The following is an 831-nucleotide window of genomic DNA, read 5'->3' as shown; positions in this document are numbered from 1 at the left end:
CACGCCGGCGAACGGCGCGGTGATCTTCTCGTACGACACCAGTTCCGCGAGATGCGCGACATTGGCCTGCGCCGACGCGAGCATCGCGTGGCGCGCCTCCAGATCGGCGCTCTTGGTGTCGGCGTCCTGCTGCGCGACCGACTGGGTTTTCAGCATCGCCTGCCAGCGCTGCGCGGTGGTCTTCGCGATGTCGAAGTTGGCTTGCGCGGTGGCTTCGTCGGCGCGGGCCTGGCGCAGTTGCGCGTCCAGTTCCGGCGCTTCGATCGTGGCGAGCGTCTGGCCGCTCGTGACCCGTGCGCCGATGTCGGTGTTCCAGTGGGCCAGATAGCCGCTCGTGCGTGCGTAGATCGACGCTTCCGCGAATGGCGTGACCGCGCCGGGCAGCAGCAGTTCGTGGACGGCCGGCGCGGCGCGCGGCGTGACGACGGACACGCTGAGCATGCTTTGCGACTGCGTCTGTTGCGTGAGCGCGGCGCTGGCCTCGCGGCGCGGCAAGATGCCGGCGAGCAGCAAGGCCGCGGCGAATCCGGTCAGCGCAAGCGGCCAGAGGCGGCGACGCGGCCTGGTGGTCGCGTGGGTACTTTCGCCGGTTCCGGCAGTGTCTGCGCGCGCGCTTTCGCTAGCGCCAGGATGCCTCGCGGACGCGGCGTCCGCGGGCTGATCGGTCCGTCCGGGGATCCCGGGCGAAAGAGATGAATCGTTCATGGGCGAGGTCTCGTCGGAGTCAATCAATTCGGGCGGCAACGCCGGCTTCCTGGATGCGGGGGCGCGTCGCGCGGCGTCGGTCGAGCCAGGCATGCACCATCCCGTAGACGACCGGGACGAACAGCA

At 69.9% G+C, this 831-nt stretch carries 1 protein-coding gene; it reads right to left on the bottom strand.

Annotated elements, in window-relative coordinates:
• Positions 1 to 705, bottom strand: a 705-nt coding sequence (locus tag P0D89_RS53535; protein ID WP_408379738.1) for an efflux RND transporter periplasmic adaptor subunit, incomplete at its 3' end; no start/stop codon positions are given.
• Between the last annotated feature and the right edge of the window lie 126 nt (positions 706 to 831).

The sequence above is a fragment of the Paraburkholderia sp. RL18-085-BIA-A genome (assembly GCF_046027075.1).
In the GTDB taxonomy this organism is placed as follows: domain Bacteria; phylum Pseudomonadota; class Gammaproteobacteria; order Burkholderiales; family Burkholderiaceae; genus Paraburkholderia.
Note: the sequence above shows the minus strand (reverse complement) of the source record. Positions and strands in the feature narration are given on the sequence as shown.